22 protein-coding genes, 1 tRNA gene and 1 pseudogene are annotated in these 18,040 nt (G+C 64.3%); 10 read left to right on the top strand and 14 right to left on the bottom strand.

The window, feature by feature from the left end; translation table 11 throughout:
• Window positions 1–41 precede the first annotated feature (41 nt).
• Window positions 42–311 (bottom strand): hypothetical protein, encoded by a 270-nt coding sequence (locus tag AB4Y68_RS07500; protein WP_441454887.1) that lies wholly within the window; start codon window positions 309–311, stop codon window positions 42–44.
• 232 nt (window positions 312–543) lie between these two features.
• Between AB4Y68_RS07500 and AB4Y68_RS07495 the strand changes: the two genes are divergently transcribed.
• Window positions 544–620: transfer RNA gene (locus AB4Y68_RS07495), tRNA-Lys, on the top strand.
• A gap of 691 nt (window positions 621–1,311) precedes the next feature.
• Here the strand turns inward: AB4Y68_RS07495 and AB4Y68_RS07490 are convergent.
• Window positions 1,312–1,584 (bottom strand): DUF4242 domain-containing protein, encoded by a 273-nt coding sequence (locus AB4Y68_RS07490; protein ID WP_441454886.1) that lies wholly within the window; start codon window positions 1,582–1,584, stop codon window positions 1,312–1,314.
• A 366-nt stretch (window positions 1,585–1,950) separates the two neighbouring features.
• Between AB4Y68_RS07490 and ku the strand changes: the two genes are divergently transcribed.
• The 3 genes from ku to AB4Y68_RS07475 all read left to right on the top strand — a co-directional run bounded on the left by ku (window position 1,951) and on the right by AB4Y68_RS07475 (window position 4,618).
• A complete protein-coding gene (ku, locus tag AB4Y68_RS07485; RefSeq protein WP_441454885.1) occupies window positions 1,951–2,814 on the top strand; it encodes a non-homologous end joining protein Ku in 864 nt (287 codons plus the stop codon).
• 236 nt (window positions 2,815–3,050) lie between these two features.
• The gene (locus AB4Y68_RS07480) at window positions 3,051–4,019 is read left to right on the top strand and encodes a sensor histidine kinase (protein WP_441454884.1); all 969 of its coding nucleotides are present in this window, start codon (window positions 3,051–3,053) and stop codon (window positions 4,017–4,019) included.
• A 362-nt stretch (window positions 4,020–4,381) separates the two neighbouring features.
• Window positions 4,382–4,618, top strand: coding sequence for a hypothetical protein (locus AB4Y68_RS07475; RefSeq protein WP_441454883.1), 237 nt, complete (start codon window positions 4,382–4,384; stop codon window positions 4,616–4,618).
• A 457-nt stretch (window positions 4,619–5,075) separates the two neighbouring features.
• On the opposite strand, the gene AB4Y68_RS07470 is transcribed toward AB4Y68_RS07475, so the two are convergent.
• Both AB4Y68_RS07470 and AB4Y68_RS07465 read right to left on the bottom strand, forming a co-directional pair.
• Window positions 5,076–5,291, bottom strand: coding sequence for a hypothetical protein (locus AB4Y68_RS07470; RefSeq protein ID WP_441454882.1), 216 nt, complete (start codon window positions 5,289–5,291; stop codon window positions 5,076–5,078).
• Window positions 5,292–5,634: 343 nt separating this feature from the next.
• Window positions 5,635–5,784, bottom strand: a complete 150-nt coding sequence (locus AB4Y68_RS07465) for a helix-turn-helix domain-containing protein (RefSeq protein WP_441454881.1) — start codon at window positions 5,782–5,784, stop codon at window positions 5,635–5,637.
• Between the two features lie 12 nt (window positions 5,785–5,796).
• Here AB4Y68_RS07465 and AB4Y68_RS07460 point away from each other — a divergent pair, with 12 nt between their 5' ends.
• Window positions 5,797–6,456: a low affinity iron permease family protein gene (locus tag AB4Y68_RS07460; protein ID WP_441454880.1), complete on the top strand. Its 660-nt coding sequence runs from the start codon at window positions 5,797–5,799 to the stop codon at window positions 6,454–6,456.
• Window positions 6,457–7,065: 609 nt separating this feature from the next.
• Here AB4Y68_RS07460 and AB4Y68_RS07455 read toward each other — a convergent pair.
• A complete protein-coding gene (locus AB4Y68_RS07455; RefSeq protein ID WP_441454879.1) occupies window positions 7,066–7,248 on the bottom strand; it encodes a hypothetical protein in 183 nt (60 codons plus the stop codon).
• 306 nt (window positions 7,249–7,554) lie between these two features.
• Here AB4Y68_RS07455 and AB4Y68_RS07450 point away from each other — a divergent pair, with 306 nt between their 5' ends.
• The 3 genes from AB4Y68_RS07450 (at window position 7,555) to AB4Y68_RS07440 (ending at window position 10,597) form a co-directional block, all read left to right on the top strand.
• Entirely contained in the window at window positions 7,555–9,507 is a 1,953-nt protein-coding gene (locus AB4Y68_RS07450) for an AsmA family protein (protein ID WP_441454878.1), read from the top strand.
• A gap of 31 nt (window positions 9,508–9,538) precedes the next feature.
• Window positions 9,539–9,931: a LytTR family DNA-binding domain-containing protein gene (locus AB4Y68_RS07445; RefSeq protein WP_441454877.1), complete on the top strand. Its 393-nt coding sequence runs from the start codon at window positions 9,539–9,541 to the stop codon at window positions 9,929–9,931.
• A gap of 399 nt (window positions 9,932–10,330) precedes the next feature.
• Entirely contained in the window at window positions 10,331–10,597 is a 267-nt protein-coding gene (locus tag AB4Y68_RS07440) for a DUF7662 domain-containing protein (RefSeq protein WP_441454876.1), read from the top strand.
• 104 nt (window positions 10,598–10,701) lie between these two features.
• On the opposite strand, the gene AB4Y68_RS07435 is transcribed toward AB4Y68_RS07440, so the two are convergent.
• From AB4Y68_RS07435 to AB4Y68_RS07410, 6 genes and pseudogenes are all read right to left on the bottom strand, one after another.
• Window positions 10,702–10,938 (bottom strand): helix-turn-helix transcriptional regulator, encoded by a 237-nt coding sequence (locus AB4Y68_RS07435; RefSeq protein WP_441454875.1) that lies wholly within the window; start codon window positions 10,936–10,938, stop codon window positions 10,702–10,704.
• Entirely contained in the window at window positions 10,889–11,353 is a 465-nt protein-coding gene (locus tag AB4Y68_RS07430; RefSeq protein ID WP_441454874.1) for a hypothetical protein, read from the bottom strand. Before AB4Y68_RS07430 ends, AB4Y68_RS07435 begins: the two co-directional genes overlap by 50 nt.
• Before the next feature lie 42 nt (window positions 11,354–11,395).
• Window positions 11,396–11,740, bottom strand: a complete 345-nt coding sequence (locus AB4Y68_RS07425) for a hypothetical protein (RefSeq protein WP_441454873.1) — start codon at window positions 11,738–11,740, stop codon at window positions 11,396–11,398.
• 187 nt (window positions 11,741–11,927) lie between these two features.
• Window positions 11,928–12,185: a hypothetical protein gene (locus tag AB4Y68_RS07420; RefSeq protein ID WP_441455014.1), complete on the bottom strand. Its 258-nt coding sequence runs from the start codon at window positions 12,183–12,185 to the stop codon at window positions 11,928–11,930.
• 115 nt (window positions 12,186–12,300) lie between these two features.
• Window positions 12,301–12,486, bottom strand: a pseudogene (locus AB4Y68_RS07415) (helix-turn-helix transcriptional regulator); the annotation flags it as partial.
• A gap of 3 nt (window positions 12,487–12,489) precedes the next feature.
• Window positions 12,490–12,861: a helix-turn-helix domain-containing protein gene (locus tag AB4Y68_RS07410; protein WP_441454872.1), complete on the bottom strand. Its 372-nt coding sequence runs from the start codon at window positions 12,859–12,861 to the stop codon at window positions 12,490–12,492.
• A 399-nt stretch (window positions 12,862–13,260) separates the two neighbouring features.
• On the opposite strand from AB4Y68_RS07410, the gene AB4Y68_RS07405 reads away from it, so the two are divergent.
• Together AB4Y68_RS07405 and AB4Y68_RS07400 are read left to right on the top strand one after the other, a co-directional pair.
• The gene (locus AB4Y68_RS07405) at window positions 13,261–13,467 is read left to right on the top strand and encodes a hypothetical protein (protein ID WP_441454871.1); all 207 of its coding nucleotides are present in this window, start codon (window positions 13,261–13,263) and stop codon (window positions 13,465–13,467) included.
• Entirely contained in the window at window positions 13,464–14,129 is a 666-nt protein-coding gene (locus tag AB4Y68_RS07400) for a hypothetical protein (RefSeq protein WP_441454870.1), read from the top strand. The genes AB4Y68_RS07405 and AB4Y68_RS07400 overlap by 4 nt, the downstream gene beginning before the upstream one ends.
• 841 nt (window positions 14,130–14,970) lie before the next feature.
• Here the strand turns inward: AB4Y68_RS07400 and AB4Y68_RS07395 are convergent.
• The 3 genes from AB4Y68_RS07395 to AB4Y68_RS07385 form a co-directional block, all read right to left on the bottom strand.
• A complete protein-coding gene (locus AB4Y68_RS07395; RefSeq protein WP_441454869.1) occupies window positions 14,971–16,260 on the bottom strand; it encodes a hypothetical protein in 1,290 nt (429 codons plus the stop codon).
• 4 nt (window positions 16,261–16,264) lie between these two features.
• Window positions 16,265–17,200 (bottom strand): ATP-binding protein, encoded by a 936-nt coding sequence (locus AB4Y68_RS07390; protein WP_441454868.1) that lies wholly within the window; start codon window positions 17,198–17,200, stop codon window positions 16,265–16,267.
• A 361-nt stretch (window positions 17,201–17,561) separates the two neighbouring features.
• Complete coding sequence (locus tag AB4Y68_RS07385) at window positions 17,562–17,972, bottom strand: response regulator (protein WP_441454867.1); 411 nt, start codon at window positions 17,970–17,972, stop codon at window positions 17,562–17,564.
• Between the last annotated feature and the right edge of the window lie 68 nt (window positions 17,973–18,040).

Genomic DNA, 18,040 nt, shown 5'->3' with positions numbered 1-18,040 from the left:
TACGGGCGCGAACGAGGGACGCGAACGCCGCGCCGACGGAATCAGTAGAACAGCGTATCGCTTTCGGGCTGAACCGTCTGTGCCGAGGTCCGTTGTTCGGCCGGCAGCGCGTCGACGGGCGGCGGAGCGTCCGCCGCGGGCGCTTCGGCCACGGCGGGAGCGGCCGATTCTTCGGCTGCGGGCGCGGTCGTGTCCTGAACCTGGACTTCAACCGTCTGAGCCTCGGCGGGGGGCTCGTCGCAAGCCGATGTCGCGGCGGCGGCGCCCAGGGCCGCGATCAGCAGCAAACGGTTCAGATTCAATCGGTTCATCGGATAATCCCCCTTATGGGGCAGCAAACGTCATCCGGGGAGCCCGGTTCCCTCTCTTGTTGAACGATCCAAGGTGAACCGCAACTGACCGCGAGGGTTGTTCTCATAAAATACGTGTCTTGCGGCGCCGTGGGCCTTGACCTCCCGACGCGAATGAACCAGAAACCGCCTCCGCAAACCGGCGACAAACTGGTTGGCGGAGAAGCGACCTAACAGGTTGATTCTAAAGCGTGCGCCCCTAGCTCAGTTGGTTAGAGCATCTGACTTTTAATCAGAGGGTCCTCGGTTCGAGCCCGAGGGGGCGTACCATTTTCCCCTTCATAAACAATGACTTGTTCTGGGCGTGTGGAGCCTGGATTTCGTCGGTTGCGTTTTGGGGCACATATGGGGCACAGCCGGTCTCCATTTTTTGACGCGTTTCAGCGCGTTTCAGCGCGTTTTTTTGCCCGCATGCCGGGCTGATTTGCTCGACCATCAGGGACGCGGCTCGCAGAAGGATGCCCGCCCTTCAACTTCATTCCACACGATGATCGGCGTGCGAGCGATCTTGCCTCCAATGCCGACGAGTCGATTTCGGCTATGAAGGAGGCGGGCGGATAAGCTGGCTGGGTGCTCTCGACTCCTTCGATAATATGCTTGGAGTTAGGACTGGCGCGCCTGTCGCCAGACGTCGGTCTGTGGCCGAACTCCTCACTGGCGCACACTCGATTCCTTGCGCCGCTCCGCCGGGGTGAGGTGGTGCGACAGGAAACGGCGTTGAGCAACATGCGCCTTGGGCCCAGCCAGTATTTCCGGAGGGCGGGATCGTCGGCGAACATGACCACGTTGCCGGCGCCGTTGTGCGCCGTCTGGGCCCAGACCGCGCCCGTCAGATTGCGGCAGTCCCTTTGGCAGATAGCGATTTTCGCTCCTTATGACGGCGGCGCTGATCTCTTTCTGCGGGGGGCGGCAAGCGGACATTGAGCGACAGAGGGCCCCGCCCAGCTGTCGGGAGATGCCCTTACTCAGCAGTGGTCGGGTCGATTACCGCCCTCACCGGCAAGATGCTGTTAGCAGGAAAGCCAGCCTGCTCCGCATGCTGCCGGATCATCTGCTCGTCAGGGGCCCGGTAGATGCAATAGATTTTGTCGTCAGTTACATAGCTTTGAACCCACTGGATTTCTGGTCCGAGGTTCCTGAGGACGGAACAAGATGTCTGAGAGGCGTCTCTGAGATCCCCTGGGCCGAGTTGACCGACATCCGGCATTTCTCTCTCGATGACGAACTGGGGCATCCTGTCACTTCCCTGTCTGATTAGATGGTTTGCTGGCCCGGTCCCCCGGCAGTCGGGTCACGCAATAAATCACGTGGGGCTCGCTTTGAAAAGACGCCGTTCGTCGAAGTGGCGCGGACGCTTGCCCGCTGACGAAGCCTTAGTCAGGCGCCGACATCCGTCGCAGATCGGTTCCCAAGTTCGGTAATCGTTCGGTTTGCGAATTAGGCGCTGGGCAGTGTCCGCAGAGCGGTTGATCGTCGGCTTACTAATCGGTTTCGGGGGACGGCTAGGCTAGGCCCTGCGTTAGATTTGGCCGCGGAGCGAATCGGGGGCTCCGGTGTTGTATCGGCGCGGCGGATTCAAGCGCGCCGGGAGACCCGTATCATGGCGTATCGACCCACCTGGCAGGGACACCTGCGACTGTCCCTCGTGACCTGCCCGGTCGCGCTTTACACCGCAACCAACCCGGGCGGCGAAGTCCACTTCAACCTGATAAACCCCGAGACGAACAACCGAATTCGGATGGTGACGACAGACCCCGATACCGGCCCGGTCGAGCGGTCTTCCCTCGTGAAGGGCTATGCCGTCGCCAAGGACGAATACATCCTTCTCAGCGATGACGAGATCAAGTCGGTCAAGCTGGAGAGCACCAAGACGATCGACATCGAGCGGTTCGTTCCGGAAGAGGAGATAGACCGTCTATACTGGGACAACCCCTATTATCTCGCGCCCGCGGGTGCGATCGCGGAAGAGGCGTTCGCGGTGGTACGCGAGGCCATGCGGTCCGAAGGCAAGATCGCACTGGGCCGGGTGGTCCTGTCGACCCGCGAGCGTCTGCTGGCGCTCGAACCCCGGGACCGGGGCATTCTCGCCTATTCGCTGCGCACGCGCGGGGAAGTCCGTGACGCGCGGGACGTGTTCGGCGCCATATCGGACAAACAACCCGATCCGGCCATGATCGACATCGCTAGGCGCATCATCGAGCAGCAGGCCGGCCCCTTCGACCCCGACCAGTTCGTCGACCGCTACGAGGAGGCGCTTAAGGCGCTGATCGCCGCCAAGCAGAAGGGCCAGAAACCGGTGCGAGCGGCCGAACCGGAAGACACCCCGGTCGTGGACCTGATGGCGGCGCTGCGCGCCAGCCTTCAGGGCCCCGCGCCGCGAACCGGGGGACGCGGCCGGGCGCCGAAGCTCGCGGGGGCTCCGACCAAGGTCAGCCGTGCCTCGCCGCGACGTCGCGCAAGTTGACTCTAGCAAGGCAACGCACGATCTGGTTACGCCGGACGGTCGAGCTTCGCCTCCGGGGCCGGCTGTAGCGGCGGTACTTCAGCGCAGGGGAACGTCAGGCTAGTCCAACGGGCCTCACCGAATTTCACTCAGGTCCATTCGCGATCTGCTGACGTCAGGACCGGGCGCCGCAGTTCGGGTTTATAGCGCGCGGATTGGAGGCTGCAGCCCAACTGGGACGAGCGCGTTGACGGACCATGATCTCTGAAGACGCAAAATCCCTGGCTGTACGCGTCATCAATCGCCTGCGCGGCTACGGCATCGTCGTCTTCGAGAGGGATGGCCACATCACTCGCTGGCTGGCCGACGCCACAGCCGTGACGGGGTTCGTTGACGATGAGATTATCGGGCAGAGTATCGCGACCATATTCACCGAAGCGGACGAGGCCGCGGGGATCCATCGTCAGGAGATCGAAACGGCGCTTCGCCGGGGGTCCGCTGAGGACAGTCGTTGGCACCGCCGCAAGGACGGTACGCTCTTCTGGGCAAACGGGGCGACCTTGCTGCTGCAGGACGACGGCCAGGCCTTCGTAAAAATTTTTCGCGACGAAACCCACATCAGGCAGGCGGAAGAGCACCGCCTTCTTCTGTTGAACGAACTCAACCACCGCGTGAAGAACACGATCGCGACCGTCCAGTCGGTCGCCGAGCAGACCCTGCGGAGCGCCGGCGTGGCGGCCGAGGTGCGCCGCGACCTCTCCAATCGCTTCATCGCCCTGTCCCGCGCACATAATGTGCTGGTCGATCAGAATTGGGCGGGCGCCGATCTCAATGCACTCATCGCCGAGGCGGTCGCGCCTCACGACCAGCAACCCTCGCCGTTCCGCATCCAGGGCCCCAAGGTCTGGCTTCACCCCTCGCAGGCGGTCGCCTTGTCCCTTCTTCTCCACGAACTGATCACCAATGCGGCCAAATACGGCGCGCTCACCTTGGCTTCGGGCTGCGTGGACGTCAGCTGGAACGTCGGCGCCGATGGCGAGGGCCGCCGCTCCCTGGTTCTTCTTTGGCAGGAGACAGGAGGGCCTCCGGTCTCGCCTCCCGTCCGTCGGGGCTTCGGCACCCATCTTATCGAGAAGAGCTTTTCGGGGGGCGAGGGCGGCGCTCGACTTTCCTACGAATCCGGAGGCTTGAGGTGCGTCCTGACTATCAGTCTCATTGACGAGTGAGGCGGCTCAGGCCGCGAGATTCTGGTCGCTGAAAGTGGACGGAAGGAATGGGGAGCCTTTGGGCTCGACGCACGATCAGTCCCGAACTAGCGCAAGATGGGAAACTGCCGGCGAGGTGCCATAGTCGCAATCCGACCCTGAGCAGACATCCCGCTATTGGCATAGAGGATGCTGCGAGAGCGCAGAACGAGATCATCAACTGCCCTCCGGCTGGACAGGTCTCGAAGCGACGTGCCGCCATTCCGTTCCATACGAACGGCCGGCTGCGGCAAGACTGCCGAGTAGCATCGCCGAGTCGAAAAACGGACCGTCTGGAACCCATCGGCCTGTTCCGATCTGACTGTCGGATTCAGGAGGTTCCGATGCCGAAAAAGATCCTGCTGCGTTCCCGCGCCGGCGTGCAACTGGAGCGGCTGCCCCGTTCACCGAAGAACGGAGACGATCTTCCCCGCTTCCGGGTCTCTGACGCTCGGAGCGGCCTCTTGCTCATGATCCACGATGAAGGCGAGGCCCATCGCGCCTTTGCCAGGGCGGTAGCGGCACGTCTGCAGGCGCGCCCAATCGTCCCGAAGACCGCCCCGACGGCGGCAGGATTTTGATCGGATTCCACCGCCGTCGGGCTGTGACAGGTTCCGGTCGGAACAGCAGAGCCATTCTCCGGTTCACCAGCCGCATTCTCCCGCAAAGGAGCTTTGCTCGCTGGCACGGCCGCCGCGCCCGCCAGAGCCCCGGTAAACAGGCGGGCAACCAAACCCGGTAGGTTTGTCCGGTCCGGCGCCGAGGCCATCTTGTCGCCAGCCAACTCCCCGGCCGCCAGGATGGCGGAGGCAGCGACCAGGGGACTCCATAGTAGGGGCGGAAGCCCGTGACCGATGGCGATGCGGCCGCTGGCGGCAGACAGGGCCGTCGCCGCCACGGGGGTCATCGAGCGCTGTCCAGCGACCAGGCCGATAAGCAGGGATCTGATCAACGTCTTCTCCTGATGCTTCCGATGAACATGACAATCAAGCGCATGGACGAGACTGTCGTTGCCGATCGACCCGTGACAATGATCAGTCAGCCGGGTTGAACGGAACCCGCGCCGGCCGGATAGCGGGCATCGGCGCAGAGCGTGCGCAACTGGGCCCATGTGGCCTTGCCCTCGAGCTGGAACAACTCCGCCTGGGTATATCGCTTCTCCACTAGGGCCCTGCGCACCTCGCTCGGCACGCGATATCGACCGCTTCTGGCGAGTTCGAAGGCTTCTTCAATCACAGGCCGCCTGTTGGTCATCACGCTCTTCCTCCCGAAAGCTGGATCGGATGAACGCGTCGTCCCGCCAAGGTTTCCGAGTGTCCGCAAGCGGTCTCAAGCTCTTTGCGGACCAGGAATGCGGGCGCGAAGCAGGCGGCGACCAGCGGAACCGGGCTCGGCCGATCGGTTGACCGCAGGTGCGACGACGCAGGCAGGGCAATGCTGACTGGCTCGTCGGCAGTGGCCGTCCACGCCTTCAGCGACCGACTCAAACGCTGGCGAGGTCGACCTGGCGGATGTGCAGATAGCGACGGTTGAAGGCGGCGACGTCCCTGCAGCCTTTCCCAGGAAGGGAAGCTGATAGTCCGCTTGTTGCGCAGGATCAGCCCGTTTGCTCCAGCGCCTTCAGCGTCCGGTTGACGTGAACGGCGGTCGTGCCAGGGGCGTCCGCAAGCTGTTCCTGGGTGATGGGCAGCTCATAGCCTCGGCCGTCAGCCAGGCCCTGGCCTGCATTCGCACCGCGAACTCGCAACGCAGATGGGCCATGCGGGTCTTGGCGTCCGTGCGGCGGGCTCCGCTCGGCGGCCCCAGGCGAACCCAAGGTCGGTCTCGGCGTTGCAAGGCCATGGAACGTCTATTTGTGAAATTCTCGAACGCCGCCGCCAGCCTTGCCGGTCGGCCTTGGACCTTCGTCGTCTGTCTCGCCCTGGTCCTGATCTGGGGCCTCACGGGACCGCTTTTTCATTTCAACGAGAGCTGGCAGTTGGTTATCAACACCGGGACCACCATCGTCACCTTCCTCATGGTGTTCCTCATCCAGAACACCCAGAACCGCGACGGAGCGGCGATCCACGCCAAGCTGGATGAACTGATCCACGCCGTGGAAGCTGCGGACGAGCGGTTCATCGGCCTGGAGCGCCTGACCGACCGAGATCTCAAAATCATCCTCCAGCAGGTGGAAGAGCGCGCCCGGCGGTTGCAGGGCAGCGGACTGCCGGCTATTCGCACCCGCGCCGAGGACGGGGGGGGCGAAGAGTCTGGAGCAGCGACGGACCCTTCGCAGCCGCTCGAAGAGGGACCTCTAGGGGAGAACGTCCGCCACCATGGCGGCGGCGACCCAACGCTCTCAGGCGACGGCGAGAAGCGCCAGAGCGATAATGACAAGGGGCGGACGACGGGCGGACAACATCAGCGACGCTCCTGATCACGGCCTGGAGGGGGCTTGTCGCAGCCATACCCGGCGTAACGGGCGCCAACTCCTCCGCCTGGGTCTTGGGCGGAGGTCCGTCGGCGTGCTGACGACGGTCGCCCAGAACCTCCCGCATCGACTGAATACTTTCCTGCGGGCGCATCAGGGGAGCTGAGGCGTCCGCGGCCTGGAACTCGGAGAGACGACGCGCAACTTCCGCTGCGGGCCGCTGTCGCTGCCGTCAGGCGCGCTTCGATGCCAAAGAAGGGTGTGGCCGTGAAGAGACTTGCCCAGGTCCCGGACAAGGCGTGCGTATTCCGCCATGCGGAGGTGATCCCCCAGTTCAACTCCATCTCGGGGACGATACTTGAACACTCCTTCGCCAGGTGCCTTGAACCGTCGAGTCAGCCCGGATCTCGGAACGAAAGGCGGCGGAGCCGAAGAAAAGTCCGGCTGCGCTGGCAAGCTTGTGCAGGGGCCGTCGGGGCGCACTCCAGGCCAAGTTCGGGCGAAGCGCGATGGCTCCGCTTAACTCAAGCATACGGCGCCGGCTAAACGCTGCGTGGCTTCGGAAGACAGGAGAATATGTGCGCCGGCTCATGTCGGGCCAGGTTGTCCTGGGCTTCACGCCCCCGGCTTCGCCTTGAAGGTGTCGCCGATCAAGGTGGCGTCGGGGCCGTCAGGACCGGCGGCGCGTCGGGATTTCAGGCCGGTCCGTTTGACTGCCTCGTCGGATGTGGTGACGTCTGGCCTTCCCCCGGGCGCCGCCCCGTTGTCCTCGCGGCCCTTCGTCTGCTTACGATCCATCTTTTCTTACCTTTCCGCAGTATGGCCAGGGCCAAGCCCTCCTGGTTGTGGCGACCGCCGAAAGACAAAAAGCTCGACGATAGCGACGCGGCGCGGGAGCAGGCCTTCGGTCCCTACGGGAGGATGCCTGCGTCTCGTCATCGGACTGTGGCGCCCCCCGGCGTTCTCATGCGTTGATCGGCTTCACCGGAGGCGATCTTGATCGAAAGGCCAGATCTGACATCGACGACTGAAGCCTTGCAGGCGCGCGCCGGCGCAGCCTGGGCGCGCGTGAGACGCAAGGCGAACGCGCTGAAAGAGCACGTCGTGACCCGAGATCCCGTGTGGCTCGCTGTTCGTCATCCCGGACGCCCAGAGTTCGTGGCGCTGGGAATCCTCCTGACCGTGACGGCCGCGTTTCTGGTTTTTCTGATCTTGTTCGACTGGAACTGGCTGAGAGGACCGATCGGACGATCGGCGTCGGCATCGACCGGCCGGGAGATCGCGCTGAACGGCGATCTGGACGTGAAGCTGTTCAGTTGGACGCCGTCGGCGACGGTGCGCGGCCTGAGCATCGGCGGTCCTGCCTGGGCGCGGGAGAAGAAGACGGCCGAGGTGTCGCGGCTGGACGTCTCGGTGCGGCTGCGACGACTGTTCATTGGCCAGGTCGAAGTGCCGTCCCTGACGATCACGCGCCCGGTGGTCCATCTGATCGTCGACGAGCAGGGGCGACGCAGCTGGGACCTGAATCCGGACCGGCCGGACGACGGCCGGGGCGCGAAACTGCCGGTCATCCAGCGGCTGGTCATCAACGAGGGCCGCCTGACTCTTGACGAGCAGCGACGCGGGATGAAGCTCGACGCCACGGTCACGGCGCGCGAGGCTCGCTCCCCTGAGGACGGCGAAAGCGGCTTTCTGCTCGACGGCAAGGGGACCATGAACGGAGAGCCCCTGACGCTGCGCGTGACGGGCGGTCCCTTCATCAACATCCGTCGCGACAGGCCCTACGACTTCACGGCCGACCTGGCGGGCGCCGGGACCAGGCTGAAGGCCGACGGGTCCGTCACCCGACCTTTCGACCTGGGCCGTTTCAACGCCGTGCTGGAGCTGGAGGGGAGGGACCTGGCGGACATCTATCTGCTGACCGGAATCACCGCGCCGAACACCCCGCCCTACAGGCTGCGCGGGAGCCTGAGCCGGAACGGCTCCCTGTTCCGCTTCGCCGATTTCAGTGGACGGGTCGGGTCGTCGGACCTGTCGGGCGTGGTGGAGGTAAAAAAGGCCAACGACCGTCGTCGCGTGGATGCTCAGCTGGCCTCGCGCTCGCTGGACATCGACGATCTGGCGGCGGTGCTGGGGGCCCGCCCGCAGGTCACGAGCGGCGGCACGGTCGCGACCTCGGGCAAGCCCGGCAAGCTTTTGCCTGATGCGCCGCTGAGAACGGAGCGACTGCGCACGATGGACGGGACGCTGTCCTATCGCGCCGGTTCTGTGAAAGCCAATGCGCTGGACATCCGCCAGGTCCGGCTGGGCGCCGACCTGAAGGATGGAATTCTGAAGCTTGACCCGGTTTCATTCGCCTTCAGTCGGGGAGAACTCAACGGGACAGCTCGGATCGACGCCACCAGGGACACGCCCTACAGCGCCGTGGATTTTCGACTGGGCGGCTATCCTCTGGAATCGATCATTCCGGCGCGCGGCGGCGCGCCGACGGTCACCGGCCGCGCCCTTGGCCGGGCGAAGCTGGAAGGGCCCGGCGCCTCGATCCATGAACTGGCGGCCAATTCGAAGGGGACGATCAGCCTGGTTGTGCCTCATGGCCAGATGCGTTCGGCTTTCGCCGAGTTGCTGGGCATCAATGTCGGGGCGGGTCTGGCCAAGCTGTTGTCGGGAGACCAATCGAGCTCGGCGATCCGGTGCGCCGTCGCGAATTTCAGCGTCGCGGGCGGAACCGCCACGGCGAGCACTTTCGTGATCGACACCGACGTGGTCCTGGCGCAAGGGACGGGGACCATCGATCTGGGCGCCGAGACGCTGAATCTGAGGATCGACGGCAAGACCAAGAAGCCGCGACTGCTTCGGATCTGGGCCCCGATCACTGTCAACGGGCCGCTCGTGTCCCCCCGGCTCGGCGTGGACATTGCCGCTGTGGCGGCTCAGGGGGGAATCGTCGGGGCGCTGGCGACCCTGATCAGCCCGATCGCGGGACTGCTGGGCTTCGTCGACCCGGGCCTGGCGGAAGACGCCGACTGCGGAGCTCTGATCGCCGGCGCGCGCTGAGATCAAAGAGCTGCGGCGCTTCCTTCACTCGGTGCATCGGACCGCAAGGCTCTGCCCGGGTGCTGATGCCCTGTCACAGGCGATCACGGGTCTGAAGGACGTAGAGGGCGCGCAGACCCACCGCTCGTGGTGGGTGGCGCGTGCGTCCCTCGCAGGCGTGGTCGAGGACGGACGCAAGCTGCGGCTGCGGCTGACCGATGGTCTGGAGGCTCCGGTCTCCCGCGCGCGAGTCGGGGTCTTGCGTGAAGAGGGCTGGTTAACTGCGACGTCGGCGAATGATCCCGGCTGGTTAGAAAGTCGGCTGAGGGTCGCGTGCAGTCCTGGGCTCGACGATCTGCAGTCGATACCGGCCTGCCAGGAAGCGGATGACGGAAGCGTCAGCCTGGATTTAGGCCGATGTCGCGTTCCGGTGCTGGCGCCATGACCGCTCATGGCGCACACTGCCGACTTCTTGCTGCGACCGCCCCTGCCTCAAAACGCCGCCGCACGCGATGCGCGGCTTGGTGAGGCGGCGTCTGACTCACTCGGCACATGAAAGAGCCAGAAGGTCGCAGACGTGGGTGACGGGCGTCGAAGCTTGTTCTCGACGGCGCTACGCCGACCTGAGCGAACATGTAGTCTGATCGCTGGCGGCGTTACTACAACTTCGATTATGAGGGGGGCCGGGGGACGAGGAACGCCCCAGCTGGACCCGGCGGTCGGGTCGCTAACAGATTTAAGCGCTTTCCGATTTTCCTGGCGCGGCCTTCTCTCCTGAAGCGGCGCCCCGTATGGTCAGGCTGGCGGTCGTGGTGTCGCCGTGAGGAGGGGTGGGCGGATCAGAATGGCGAAGTATGATCCCCTTGCTCGATACCTGCGCCGCCAGAAGGCGGCGGCGGTCGAACTGAGTTTTCGTGACATCGAACGGATCGTGGGCGGCCTTCTGCCGAAGGCTTCGGCCGACCTCAAGTGGTGGCGGGTCGTGGATGCCCCTTCGGCGCTTCCGCAGCAGCGCGCCTTCGCCCAGGCGGGGTTCACGCCTGAACCGGATTTACGGGCTGAGCGTGTTCGCTTTGTGCGTATGGGCCTCCATGTGCAGGCCTATGTCTGAGCTGCGCTGAACATGAACGCCCTGTGCATGAGGCGCACATGGGGCGTATCCGGTTCCAGGCGTCGCAAAAGCAGGAAAAGCGCCCGACCCCGAAAAGCGAGGGGCTAGTACGTGTCGGGCGGGAGCAGCGCCGACACCGAAACGTTCAGCACCCGAGAGGCCGTCAGTAGAGTTTCGGCAAAGATCTTGGCCTTGCCGGCTTCCATAGCGCGAAGCCCTTGGAGATCCACTCCCAGCAGGCTTGCGAGCCGTTCCTCGGTCAGGGCCGCAGCTTCGCGTATGTCCGAAATTCTACGGCCGACATAGGCGTCGATCTCGTCCAGGGGTTCGACGTCGATCACGCCTTGTTCCTCCCGAACGCACGGAGCCCCAGGCGATAGCACTCAGGACGCCGAAGAAGAGCAGATAGGAGGTGGACAGATAGGCCCTGCTCAGGATGTCCAGATTGAGGGCGTAACCCACGTGGGTGACGACCGTGATCAGCTGGAACGCTGCGGCCCAGGGAATCCAGGAGCGGCCGAAAAGCCAGGCGAGCGCCGCGAATGCAATGAACAGCAGAACATCCACGATCATGATGCCCCACTGGGGGGCGTTGAAGTTTGATGTGTTCTGAACGAGCGGCGAAGCAAGGCTGGCGACGATCAGTGCGATGACGGCCAGACGCTCGGGTCGACCGCCGCGCCACAAGGCGAAACCGGCGATGATGACTAAGAGAACGGTCAAGCCGATCTGGACTGGGGTTTCGAGGCGCTGCATGGCCCAGCATGGCCAAGCCGTGGCGGACGATCAAGTCCGACATCATGCAATTCGGCGAAGGCGGCCGGCGGTGCGCACTTCGTCCGTTTCGGGCTTGCCGGTCATAGGTCCCGCCAGTTCGACGTTGTGGCCGACGAGCCATGGAGCAGCCTCTGCCAAGGCATGGTGGGCGGTCACCAGCCGGCCGCGCGCTTCACCGAAGGCGCGAACCGCTTCTGTCGCCGCAGAGAGAGCATCGGCGCCCAAGACGGCGGATAGGCGGTTATTGAGGCGGGCGCTGGTCAGAGTATTGATCAAATTGCTGGCGTCACGGAGCGAAATGTCGGCGGAATCTTCAGCCTGAAAGAGGGCGTCGGCGATGGTTTGGGCGAGTTGGCGTCGTTGCATGAGGGGTCCTTGCCGCCGGGCAGACCCGGCAAACGGAAAATTAGAGAAACACGGATGGGGTAGGGTTCGGGTCAGCGACCTGACAGAAGGCGGTCGACGGCCTGGACGGCGAGTTGCAACTGCACGCCGCCGCCCAGCAGGGCGGCCAGCAGGACGGATGCGGCCGCAGCGATGACGAGGATCGACATCATCCGCTTGAGGGGAGAGGGCGTCTCTCCCGATCGGGCCTCTCCGGCGGTCGATCGTTCCCGCAAGGGAGAACGAGCGCGATGCAGAAAATCTCGCGCATCAAGTCGAGCGGTGAAAGGTTCTGGGCCGCCAGCCGTGTCATCGACAGCAGTCTTAGAGCCTGGTCCCTCTGCTCGTTCGTCGCCGCCAGCTCGTCGAATATCGCCTCCATCTCCTCCCAGGTCAGAGAGGGGAGACGTGCGAGCGTTTGCGGCATTCGCACCTCCTTTCGTGACGCCATCTGGGGCGCCGATGATCGGGAGGGCCATGGGGAACGGCGCCTCTACGACGTCATTCCGTAGAGGGTTCTGAGCGAGCAAAAGACGAGCAGCATGGCGTCTGTTCGGGACGCCCAGTTTGCGACAGGCGTTCTCGATATGCTTGTCGATGGTCTTCGGCGCCCTGCCGGTGAGTTCGGCGATTTCCTTGGACTGGAAGCCCTGGCCGACTAGCGACAGGCATTCCCGTTGGGTGGGAGTGAGGCCTTCGCCCCTGCCCAAAGATGGCTGCGTGGACATGGATCACTCTGTCTTACGGGCGTCCAGGGTCTGGGCCATCGCGAGCAAACCTTGCCGGTGAGCGGCGTTTCGAATGCCGCTGTAGGCATGAAGCAGGTCCAGTGCGCCGGGGGTTTCAAGCAGGGTCTTCGGATCGTCGCTCTTCGGTCCGCTCACTTCACCGAGCAATACGGCGCCGCTCGTGCCCAGTTGTTCGGCGATATGCATCAACCGGGAGACGGAGATGCGATTCTGGCCGCGCTCGTATTTCTGGATTTGCTGGAAGCTGATGTCGATCAGACGCGAGAGATCGTGCTGGGACAGCCCGGCGGCTTCGCGATAGGCGCGGACGCGAACGCCGACTTCGACATCAATGGGATTGGGGGCCGCTGCCATAGGGATTCGTTTACAGGCGGCCATCTCGATTGGCGAGGTTTGCGAGATCTTTGTTGCAGGACGGCCTCGGGGCGAGGTTTCTGGCCTGACGATGCCGTGGGTTCGAGGCAAGCCCTGCCTAGGAGCGCTTGGTCCGGAGCGCAACGCCGGAAGAAGTCGGATCAAACATCGCGGCTACGCCCGCGGGCGATCAGGTAAACGCCGCAACCGATCTGGGGCGGTTGCGGCCGGAAGCAGGAGGGCCCCATGGCGGGCTCGACGATCATGTCTGCACTACGTAGCGCCAGTTCTCTTCATGTTTTTCAAAACCGCGTCCGGACGCAGAACACGGTTGCGCGGCGGTGAAAGATTCATCAACCTACAATAGATGAATCTTTCTCCTTTAAAGGGTGTTTGCTAGTGTCTGACCTGTTTCGCCATGAAGCGGTTCGTCACGCGACTCGTCGTCTTTCAGGCGAAGCGGCGCTGGCGTCGTCGGTAGCGTCACGCCTGATTTCGGTCACTCTGGTCACGATCCTGCTTTTGGCTGCTGCTTCCGCGAGCATGGTCGCCTTCGCCCGAAAGGAAACCATAGCAGGGTGGGTCGCGCCGGTTGGCGGGATATGATCAGGCTAGAGGCGCGGCAAGGCGGCGTCATTGAGGCGCTTCGCGTGCCGGAAGCCGAGGTGGGTCACGCCGGACGAGCCATCGCTACGCTGAAGCTGTCTCATGCCCTTGGCGGGGGCAGCGACAAGGCGCTCGGCCAGAGCCGGGATGCGCAAGCCGCGGCAGTCGCCATTCGGGGGACAGTCCCTCAAGCGACACCGGATGCCGAGCGAAGACAGTTTGTGGCGCGACGGGAGGCGATGACGCGCGAACTGGCTCAGACCCGGCGCGGGGGCACCCTGCAGGACGACCGTCTGAAGCTGGCCCGGGCCGAAATCCAGAGAGCCGAGACAATTGCCTGGCAGGGTTTCTTGCCGCGACGCGAGTTCGAGCTGAGGCAGGCCCTGGCGGTAGAGCAGGAAGAGGCGGCAGGGGCCGGAGCAGCCCTGTCCTATGAACGCGAGATCGGACAGGTGAGGGCGCGCCTGGCCGTCATTTCCATCGATTTGGATGCGGCGGGGGGCGACGCCGCCTTGGCCCGGGGGAACCTTGAACAACAGCGAGCCCAGGTCGAAACGCAACCCGCTGTCGGTACGGAACGTCTCAAGCCGTCCGCGCCTGCCCGTCATCCAAGCCGCCGATTGCGGCTTGGCTTGCCTGACGATGATCGCGTCAAAAGTTGAGAAGAATGAGCTTGAACGGGGGCTGCCTACCAGAATGAGGAGGCCTAAATTGAACGGATTGACGAACTGGTCCCTGTCCTTCGCATGCCTCGGGTCGGCCTGTCGGCTGGCGTCGATGTTGCGATCCGCGCCCGAGGCGCTGAGGGCGCATCTCGGCGTGCTGAGCGCAGTTCTTCTCGTTATGGCCCTTCTCGTCGGAACGCTCGCGGTCTGGGTCGCCCTTGTCGATCGAACCCCCAAAATGCGGTCCACAAAACGCCGCGGCTTTTAACGCGAAGCAGGGTGTAAGGGTGGTGAAGTTCTTTGGTCGATGAATTTCTTCGATCGAGGTCGCGCCGATCTTAGCCGGGGCATCCTGGGGGCGCTGAACGTGAGTTGGGCGAGACGACGGCATATGTCTGCCCCACGGCGCGCTTGCTGTTGCTCTAGTAGAGATGCAGCCTCCGGATTCAGGCGCCGCGGGCATCCTCTCTTCGCGGATCACAGCTTGACGGAACGCTGCGACCCGTCGGGGCGTTGTTAAGCTGCATTCTCCGGGCTGAGGAGATTTGCTGACGGCCCGGTTCGCATCAGCCCCCCTGCGGCGCGCCGGGCCGTTCCTGCTGGCCGCAGAAAAACGATCGTTGCTCTATTTGCGTGGCAGTTGGCTCGCCCTGAGGAGCGATCACTGGCCTGTCAGCATGCAATCCAACATTGGCTTTGTGTCGATTGGCCAGGGTCGGTTTGTGGAAGATGCGATGGAGCGGTCTGACTCGACGTCCGCCAGAAGGGCGGGCGATGTCCGTTCGATCGTCGACGTCTGTTCCCGATCTTCTTGTCCGGGGAGGTTCTCCCGGCGATTTCAGTCGATCACGCCCGCCAGCGAGGCGGCTTCGGTTGCGTAAAGGTCATCCATGGTGAAGCGCCGCGCGACGATGTCCTGCCCGAATCTGCCGCCGATGCAGTCCCCCGAGAGATGGGTCGCTCCGGCGGCCCACGCGGCCAAAGCCAGGCTGCGCGTGTTGACGCCATAGAGGCTGGCGCCCATGCCGATCTGGGCGGCGCCGGTGATCATGCGATCCAGTCGCGCAAGCGTCTCTCGCTCGGGTTGGGAGGAAAGGGCGGTGTAGATGACGCCCACGGCGCCGCAACGATTCCACTGGACCACGTCCCCGTTCCCCGGATCGACGCGGATATGGACGCCTCGGCAGAACGGCCGAAGCTGCCCGACAATCTCGGCCAGGCGGGCCTGAGGGATCGCCGGCGGGGTGTCGGTCAGTTCAATGAACAGGCGCTCGCGCCAGATCGCCGACACCTTCTTGAGCTCGGAGAGAATCTCGGTGCGCGTGCCGGTAAAGGACAGGCCGTTGATCGAAAGCGGCATGTGGATGGCGACGCGCGGGCCTTCGTGTCCGGCTTCGACGATTTCACGTACGAACTGCAAGCGTTTACAGGCGATGACGGTGTGAGTCCGCGGCGTGAGGTCGCGACGATCGATAGCCTCAAACTCGCCATTTGAGCCGGTCTGAACCGCGATGGTCCGCGCGACGAACGAGACGACCGCGCCCTGGGTCACATTCCAGATGGGTTCCAGGTAGAAGACGGCCTGGATGTCAGCGCCGCCAGGCCGGCGAATGCTGACGACCTTGCCTGCAGCGCGCGCGACCCCGAACCGCTCCCAGGGCGGCGAGCCGTCGATGCTGTGGGACATGTCTCGCCCGCGCTGGGCTGCGGCGGCTTCCAGATCCGCCTCGCTCAGACGCGTGGCCTCGATGCCGTCGTCGCTGAGCCGATCGACAATCGAGACGTTGATGTTCTCGCTCTTCACGGCGCCGAGGAAATAGCTGAGCGTTTCCCGCATCAGCTGGGACGCCCGGCTCAGAGCGCCCATGGGCTCCCGGCTGGGCTGGATCAGCATGAAGTCGGTTTCGTTCACCCTGACGATGAAGTCGTCTTCCCGACCGCCGCGCCGAAAGGAGCGGATCACGAAATCTTCGACCAGCGGATCATGCCGCGTCCATCTTTCCCCGACGGCGTCACGCACGGCGTTCACGCTGATGATGTGCACCTGGCCGCGAGCGGCCGCATCCGCGGCGCCGGCGTGACGGAGCATATCGGTCACCGAGGTGGAGACCGTCGCGGAATGCGTCATGGCCTCATGCCCGCATCGACCGCTGCGCCGTGGGCGCGCGCCTCAGGTGAAGAGTGACGGTCATTCCTTTGCCTGGCGGAGACGAAAGGGTCAGGGTCCCGCCGAAGCGAGCCATCAGGCTGCGGGCCATGGTCAGGCCCAGGCCCGAAGCCTCGTCCGTCGGACGGGTGGTGAAGAAGGGGGAGGCGGCGCGAACCAATGTATCGGAGGACATTCCCGGCCCGTCGTCCTCGACCTGGATCAGGACGGCCTCCTTTTCCGGGGAGGGGGGTTGAGAAATCATGACCTGCGCCGCCCCGGCCCGTCGTGCGTTCGCTTCGAGTTCGTAAAGAACAGCGCGGAACAGATCAGCATCGACCATCACGCGCCCGCCGGTCACATCGACAATGCGTATTGATTCGTCGGCTGATCGCGCGTCCCGCCACTGGGCGATCAAGTCGCCCAAATCCACCGCCTCGACGGTCGCGATCGATGTGTCGGCATAGGTCGCCAGCCGACGTACCACGTCGGCCGCCCCTTCGGCTTCCGTGATCAGCGCCTCCGCTCCAGCTTCGACCTCGGGCGCTGCGCCGGGGGCCTGCAGATTCTCGGCACGGCAGATGATGCGGGCAAGGAGGTTGATGAGGTCATGGGCCACGCTTCCGGAAACCTGGGCGACGGCTGCGGCGTGTTTGGCCCGGGCGCGTTCCTGTTCGGCGGCGCGCTGCGCCGTGACGTCGAGAAAAGTCCAGAGAACGCCCGGTCGGTTCCTGGGGAGCGGCCTTGCGGAAGAGGTGAAGCGACGGTCCCCGATCCGCAGGTCGCCTCTGGGGCGATCGCCCTTGACGACTTCTTCGAGACGGAACGGAATTCCGGCCGCATCGACCCCCCCAAGGATAGCCTTCGCCGCCGCCCCCTCGGGGATGCCGAAGAGGTCGCGTGCAGCGGCGTTGGCGACCATCTCCTTTTCGTTCTCGAACAGGAAGAGCAGCGGCGTCGGCAGTTCGTCGATAATCTCGCCCAGCGCCTCGGCGCCGGTGCGGCGCCAGAAGTCGTGCAGGCGGGGAAGGGCGCTGTGGGATGCAGGCCTCATCATGCCGTTTCCACCCACACGGCGTCGGGAGCGGAAGTCGCGCGGGCGAACGCAGCGACGAGCGCCATGGAACCGGCGAGGTCCGGTCGATGCTGGTCGGAGCAGGTCGCCGCGTCATGTCCGGGAGGCCGCAGGAGCGCAAAAGACGCGCGCGCGCGGCGCCCGGCTCTGGTCGCGTCCAGGGCGGACCTGAATCTCCCGCTGTCCCCGCCGTCGAGCGACCGCGCCCTCACGACCTGCATGCCTCGCTGTCGAGAAGCCTGATCGCCCGGTTCAGGATTTCCTGCGATCGGAACGGCTTCGCCATCACATCCGTGGCGCCCAGCCGTCTCGCCAGGTCAAGGAAAGCGCCGGCCTGGATCCGGCCGCCGCCCGAGATCGCCAGCACCGGAAGTTCGGGGGCCAGGACCCTGATCTCGCAGATGGTCTCGATGCCTTCCTTGTCCGGCATGATGATGTCCGTGATGACAAGATCAGGACGCTGCTTTCGAAACTGGCGCATGCCGGCTGCGCCTTCGCTCGCCACCGTGACGGCTGCGCCTGCGGCAGCGAAACGCTCAGCCAGCGTCTTAAGCAGGACGAGGTTATCTTCTATGATTAATACGCATTTACCATGAAGTGGTCGTTCTAGTTCAGACATTGTCTGTAATTTCCTCCGTGCTCTCAATATCTCTTGAAGCAGAAAAAGGAAACGCCAGAGCATACGTG

This window comes from Brevundimonas sp. 2YAF1 (genome assembly GCF_052114745.1).
Taxonomy (GTDB): Bacteria; Pseudomonadota; Alphaproteobacteria; order Caulobacterales; family Caulobacteraceae; genus Brevundimonas.
This window is presented reverse-complemented; position numbering and strand designations above follow the sequence as displayed.